Annotated in this window: 1 tRNA gene and 1 rRNA gene; both read right to left on the minus strand. The window is 52.1% G+C overall.

What is annotated here, in order from left to right:
- Positions 1–34: 34 nt before the first annotated feature.
- A tRNA-Ile gene (locus H3H37_RS25505) sits at positions 35–111 on the minus strand.
- Positions 112–186: 75 nt separating this feature from the next.
- Positions 187–257 (minus strand): 16S ribosomal RNA (locus H3H37_RS25510); the annotation flags it as partial.

A 257-nucleotide genomic window follows, 5' to 3' on the forward strand; every position in this document is an offset into this window, starting at 1 on the left:
CTGAGCTAATCCCCCGTTTGTATTCAGGCGAAACTGGTAGGGCTGGTTGGACTCGAACCAACGACCCCCGCGTTATCAACACGGTGCTCTAACCAGCTGAGCTACAGCCCCAAATGCTGTTCTTCTTGATTTACAGTCGATAAGTGTGAACGCTTGAGGATGATCCGAAGACCAGTGCGACTCTAGAAAGGAGGTGATCCAGCCGCACCTTCCGATACGGCTACCTTGTTACGACTTCACCCCAGTCACGAATCCTA

It is taken from the genome of Rugamonas brunnea, from assembly GCF_014042345.1.
Lineage (GTDB): Bacteria > Pseudomonadota > Gammaproteobacteria > Burkholderiales > Burkholderiaceae_D > Rugamonas > Rugamonas brunnea.